Origin of the sequence: Candidatus Enterococcus moelleringii (assembly GCF_017377575.1) — a bacterium.
Lineage (GTDB): Bacteria > Bacillota > Bacilli > Lactobacillales > Enterococcaceae > Enterococcus_A > Enterococcus_A moelleringii.
This window is the reverse complement of sequence record NZ_JAFREM010000053.1, coordinates 1-5,742: the sequence shown is the minus strand read 5'-3', so window position 1 is coordinate 5,742 and position 5,742 is coordinate 1. Positions and strand designations below refer to the sequence as shown.

Below are 5,742 nucleotides of genomic sequence, written 5' to 3'. Positions count from 1 at the left end.
GACTTATGTCACAGCCTCTTCTCATTAAAGGCCTTTTTCTCGTCCAACCTGAAAATTTCATGGTAGAATGGATCGATTGAAGGAGGCTGCTTATGGTAAAGAAAAAAACGATGATTGGTTTCACTATTTTATTAGCCCTTATTTTAAGTGCCTGCAGCACTAATTCTAAAACAAGTGATACTAGAGAGAGTCAAACCTCCGCGACTTCAGAAATGGGGGCTCCGGCATTAACATCTGGAGAGAAGGTGAAGCAAACGATGGATCAAATGACCTTAGAAGAAAAAGTCGGGCAACTATTTTTAGTTCGAGTTCCGGCAGAAAATCAGCTGGAGGATATTCAGACTTATCATTTAGGCGGCTATTTATTATTTGATCGCGATATGGAAGGCGAGACTCGGGAGTCGCTGCAGCAAAAGATTGCTGGCTATCAAGCTGCTAGTAAATATCCGATGCTGATTGCCTCTGACGAAGAAGGCGGGTTAGTTAGCCGTTTAAGCCGCAACAAGCTCGTCGATCCGCCGTTCGCTAGTCCACAGACGCTTTATCAAGAAAACGGCTGGCAGGCGATCACAGACGACATTAACCGTAAGGCTGAAGTCTTCCACGAATTAGGAATCCAGGCCGGAATGGCGCCGGATGCCGACGTGTCCACTGATCCAGAATCTTTTATTTACGACCGTACCATCGGCATGGATGCAGCCGGGACTAGTGAATACGTCACTAAAAGTGTTGAAGCTATGAAACAGGTAAAAATCGGCTCTACCTTGAAGCATTTTCCAGGATATGGCAACAATCGTGATTCCCATGTGGAGATCGTGACCGATGATCGTTCGATGGATGAATTACGGGGGAATGACTTTTTGCCTTTCCAAGCAGGGATCGCCGCTGGGGCAGACAGCATCATGGTTTCTCACAATATTGTGAATGCTATTGATCGTGAACGGCCCGCATCGATTTCGCCAAAGGTCCACGAAGTTATTCGCCAAGAATTAGGTTTCGACGGAATTGTAATGACCGATGATATGGATATGGCGGGCTTAGCTGCGTTTACCTCGCAGGAGGAAGCTGGGCTGCAGGCGTTACAGGCGGGGAATGATTTGATCCTGTCGTCTAGTTACAGTACACAGATTCCTTATATCTTGCAGGCGATTCAAGAAGGCGAGTACACAGAAGACCAGTTGAACCAATCGGTGGAACGAGTGTTGAAGTGGAAAGTAGAGTTGGGATTGTTTAAATAGAAAAAGCTGTTGGACCGAAAAAAATTCGTGGTCCAACAGCTTTTTTCTTATATTCCTTGATTCGAAAACTGTGCATCATACAGGCGTTTGTAATACCCGCCTTTTTTCAGCAGCTCATCATGGGTACCGACTTCGACAATTTGGCCTTGATCTAAGACTAAGATCTGATCGGCATTTTGAATCGTCGACAGGCGGTGAGCGATGACGAAGCTGGTATGGCCTTTCATCATTTTCAAGAAGGCATTTTGAATATTTTTCTCGGTTAAGGTATCCACTGAGCTGGTAGCTTCATCCAGAATCAGCATTGGCGGACGACTAATCATAGTCCGGGCAATCGTTAACAGCTGACGCTGACCGTCAGAAAGCTTCAAGCCAGCCTCGCCAATCATCGTGTCCAATTTTTTCGGCAAGCGCATCACGAATTCGTACATATAGGCATCCTTCAAAGCAGCATAGATTTCTTCATCCGTAGCTTCCTTGCGGCCATAACGCAGATTAGCCCGCAGACTATTGTCCATCAGCCAAGTTTCCTGCAGTACCATACCAAAATGTTTCCGCAGGCTTTCTCGTTTGATGTCGCGAACATCTGTCCCGTCAATCCGAATACTTCCTTGATCCACTTCGTAAAAGCGCATCAATAGATTTACCAAGGTAGATTTACCGGCGCCGGTTTTTCCGACAATGGCAATCGTTTCACCAGGTTTAACTTGTAGGTTAAAGTCCTCGATTAATTTTTGCCCAGGACGATAGCTGAAGTAAACATGATCAAAGATAACTTCGCCTTTTACTTTATCTAACGTTCGTGCATCAGCTGGATCAGCAGTTTCCACCGGCTGACTCAACAAATCAAAGGAACGATCCAAACCAGCAATCGCGGTTTGCAGCTGAATGGTAATCCCTGACAGCTCAATAAATGGTTTGGTGAACTGACTGGAATAAATCGTAAAGCTGGAAATCATCCCGATAGTAATGCCGTGCGAACCTTGCAAAGCTAACAAGCCGCCAACTAAACCAACCATCAAATAGCCTAAATGATCCACAAAACGGGAAGATGGATTAGTCAAGGAAGAAGCAAACTGGGCTTTCTGTCCTCTAACATATAATTCTTGATTAATTTCTTCAAAGTTATGCTGGTTCACGTCTTCTCGCTGAAAGGCTTTGACAATTTTTTGATTGCCCACCATTTCCGTGACGAAACCAGAAATTTGACCGACGATCCGTTGTTGGCTAGTAAAGTACTTTTGCGATGTCCGGGCCACAACATAAGTGATCAAGAAAATGATTGGCGTTGCCACCAGTACCACTAATGTCAGCAAAGGACTCAAGTACAACATGAAGACCAAAGCCACTAACACCACTGACATACCAGAAAATACTTGGTTGAACACTGCCGAAACAGCGGTTGAAATATTATCCATGTCATTGGTAAAACGGCTGACGATATCTCCCTGGGAAGACTGGTCGTAATAGCTCAACGGCAGCTGATTCAAATGGCGGAAGGTTTTATCCCGCAGACTGGCTACCGAATCAAAGGCTACCTTGTTGCCAATTCGTTGAATCAAATATTGACTTACTACAGTGACTAAGAACAATCCTACAAACAACGTCAGGATATGAAATAGTTGAGCAAAATCAACTTGACCTCGAGCAACCATCTGATCGACGCCCACCCCAATGTAGTAGGTCATCATGACAGAAGTCACCCCGCTGAGGATTCCCAGAATCACGGCCGCCGTCAGTTGCTTCGGATAAGCTGCCAAATAAGGGCCAAACAATTTCAGTGAGCGAAAGAAATTTTCCTTCTTATTCATGGGGATCGCCTCCTTCTGCTTGGGATGCGGCCAGTTCTTGGTACATTTCAGAGCTTTGCATCAGTTCATCGTGGCTTCCTTGCGCCACTAATTTCCCATTGTCCATCAATAAAATCGTTGGCGCGTCTTGAATGGAGCGCAAACGTTGGGAGATGATAATAATTGACGCGTTCAAATCCTTTTTCATGGCGGTTCGCAAATCCAAATCGGTTTGATAATCCAAGGCTGACAAGGAATCATCCAGGATCAGCAGTTTTGGTTTGCGAATCAAAGCCCGAGCAATCGTTAACCGTTGCCGTTGTCCACCAGAAAAGTTCTTGCCGTTTTCAAAAATTGGCGTATCCAAACCATCGGGCAAGCCTTTGACGAATTCAGTGGCTTGAGCAGTGTCTAGTGCTTGCCAGCAATCTTCATCAGTAGCATCAGGTTTACCCCATTGCAGATTTTCCCGAATGGTTCCGGTAAATAGAACCGCCGTTTGCGGCACCATCGCAATTTCATAGCGTAATTGACGCAGCGGCCAATCCTGAACGTTGGCTCCTTCAACGGAAACAGCTCCGTCCGATACATCGTAAAAGCGGGGGATCAGTTGAATTAAGGTTGATTTTCCGCTACCAGTTGCTCCCGTGATACCGAGAATTTCGTTTTCTGGCAAATCAAAGGTAACATCCTCCAAGGCCAGACCAGAATCTTCGGTATAACGGAAGTTCACATGGTCGAAACGGACTAAAGGAGCCGCTTCATCCGGTACTACTTGTTTTTCTTCTTCTATTAAAGAAGGTTCTGTATCGAAGACTTCATTGATCCGATTGGCGGAAGCCGCTGCCCGGGTAAATAAGACCACCAAGTTAGAAACCACAATCAAAGCCAGCAGCATTTGATTCATATAGTTGATCAAGGCCAAAACCTGTCCTTGTTCCAAATTCCCGACATTAACTTTGAAACCACCAAAGTAAAGCAAAGCAACTACACCGATATTCATAATCAGTGTCGTGCTAGGTGATAACAAGGCTGAAATATTGGCAACCTTCTGATTTAGATCAGACAGTTCAACGGTTTTTTCGCTGAAATGATTCGTCTCGGTTTTCGTCCGAGCGAAAGCGCGAATCACCCGCACACCGCTTAGATTTTGAGTAACTAGCTGATTCAGTTCATCCAGCTGATGCTGCACTTTACGGTACAAAGGTACTGAATAGTGAATGATAAAGTACAGGATCAAACAGAAAAACGGCAGTAAAATCAAGAAAATCACACCCATTTGCCAATCGATGTAAAAGGCCATGATCACCGAACCAATACTTAAGAACGGCGCCCGTACCACCAAACGGATCAGCATAGCCAGCGCCTGCTGCATCTGATTAATGTCATTAGTCATTCGGGTAATCAAGGTATCTGTTCCAAATCGGTTCAGTTCCTTATGAGCAAAACGGTTAATGTGAGTCATCATTTGATTGCGCAGCACCGTCCCAAAGCCCTGAGAGGCAATCGAAGCGTAATACTGACAGACTAACGCACACAATAAGCCGAGAATGGACAGACCGAACATCCATAACGCCATCTCAATGACTTTGCCTTGATTGTTTTTAGCAATTCCTTCATCGACTAATCGAGCCATGAACAAAGGCAGGACCAGCTCGAAGACGGCCTCTAAAAATTTAAAAAATGGCCCAAGAATAATTTGTTTACGGTATTCTTTGGCATAACGTAATAGTCGAACCATAGAATGTTTCCCTCCTTAAAATAGGGTTCGTCCCCATTGTAGCGCATTTTGTCGAAAAACGAACGAATTTTGATACGGAACTTTCAAGATATCTGGTAAAATCAAACCAAAGGAGGCGGCCTATGGAACGAGAGTTTTCAATTGTTGTGCTATTATTTTTCTGCTATTCGTTTATCGGCTGGGTGTGGGAAAGCATTTATTGTTCCCTTCGAGCCAAACATTTCGTTTACCGAGGCTTTTTGCTAGGTCCTATTACACCCATCTATGGTTTCGGCGTATTGGGGGTCCTGTATTTCATCGCGCCGTATCAAAATAGAGAAATCGTCGTTTTCGGATTGGCCTTTTTATTAGTGACCGTCCTGGAATACGTCACCAGCGTTCTATTGGAGGAGCTTTTTCAAGCCAGCCTATGGGATTATAAGGATATGCCGTTAAACATCAATGGCCGGGTGGCGGTGCCAGTCTCGATTTTCTGGGGACTCTGTTGTTTGTTTATTGTAGAAAGACTGAACCCGTGGTTGCTGGGGATTGTTGCTGGCTGGGAGAATCGTTTCGGGATTTACTTGCCGATCATTTTATTGATGGCGGTCAGCTTTGACTTAGGATTTACCTTAAGCAGTGTCCATTCCTTCCGTCGTGGTCTAAACGAGATCAGCAATGCCATTCAGGAAAAGAAAGAGCAGCTGCAGCTGGCAGTGGAGGAGAACATGGATGTGCCTGCCCAACGCTTGTCGGAAATTAAACAGCAGGTGACCGATCGTTACGACTGGTTGACGGAACTCGTGGAGCAGAATGATTTGAAAAATCGGCTGCCCCACTTGAATTTCCAAGAACGTCGTTTGCTGTCCAGCTTCCCAAGAATGAAATCTAAAGAAATTACTACTTCTATAGAAGAGATTCGCAAACTGGTGAAAGAGATGCGGAAGAAAGAGAAGTAAGAAAAGTGAGTCTGACTGGTGCGCACCCCGTCAAT

The 5,742-nt window shown here is 45.0% G+C and carries 4 protein-coding genes; 2 read left to right on the top strand and 2 right to left on the bottom strand.

From position 1 onward, the window contains the following. The first annotated feature begins 92 nt into the window (after window positions 1-92). Window positions 93-1,238 carry a glycoside hydrolase family 3 protein gene (locus tag JZO70_RS22180; protein ID WP_207675882.1) on the top strand — a complete coding sequence of 382 codons (1,146 nt, stop codon included), beginning with the start codon at window positions 93-95 and terminating at the stop codon, window positions 1,236-1,238. A gap of 47 nt (window positions 1,239-1,285) precedes the next feature. Here the strand turns inward: JZO70_RS22180 and JZO70_RS22175 are convergent, their stop codons facing one another. Together JZO70_RS22175 and JZO70_RS22170 are read right to left on the bottom strand one after the other, a co-directional pair. Further along, a complete protein-coding gene (locus JZO70_RS22175) occupies window positions 1,286-3,049 on the bottom strand; it encodes an ABC transporter ATP-binding protein (protein ID WP_207675881.1) in 1,764 nt (587 codons plus the stop codon). Then, the gene (locus tag JZO70_RS22170) at window positions 3,042-4,769 is read right to left on the bottom strand and encodes an ABC transporter ATP-binding protein (protein WP_207675880.1); all 1,728 of its coding nucleotides are present in this window, start codon (window positions 4,767-4,769) and stop codon (window positions 3,042-3,044) included. Before JZO70_RS22170 ends, JZO70_RS22175 begins: the two co-directional genes overlap by 8 nt. A gap of 122 nt (window positions 4,770-4,891) precedes the next feature. Here JZO70_RS22170 and JZO70_RS22165 point away from each other — a divergent pair, with 122 nt between their 5' ends. Beyond that, the gene (locus JZO70_RS22165) at window positions 4,892-5,707 is read left to right on the top strand and encodes a putative ABC transporter permease (protein ID WP_207675879.1); all 816 of its coding nucleotides are present in this window, start codon (window positions 4,892-4,894) and stop codon (window positions 5,705-5,707) included. Window positions 5,708-5,742: the final 35 nt, after the last annotated feature.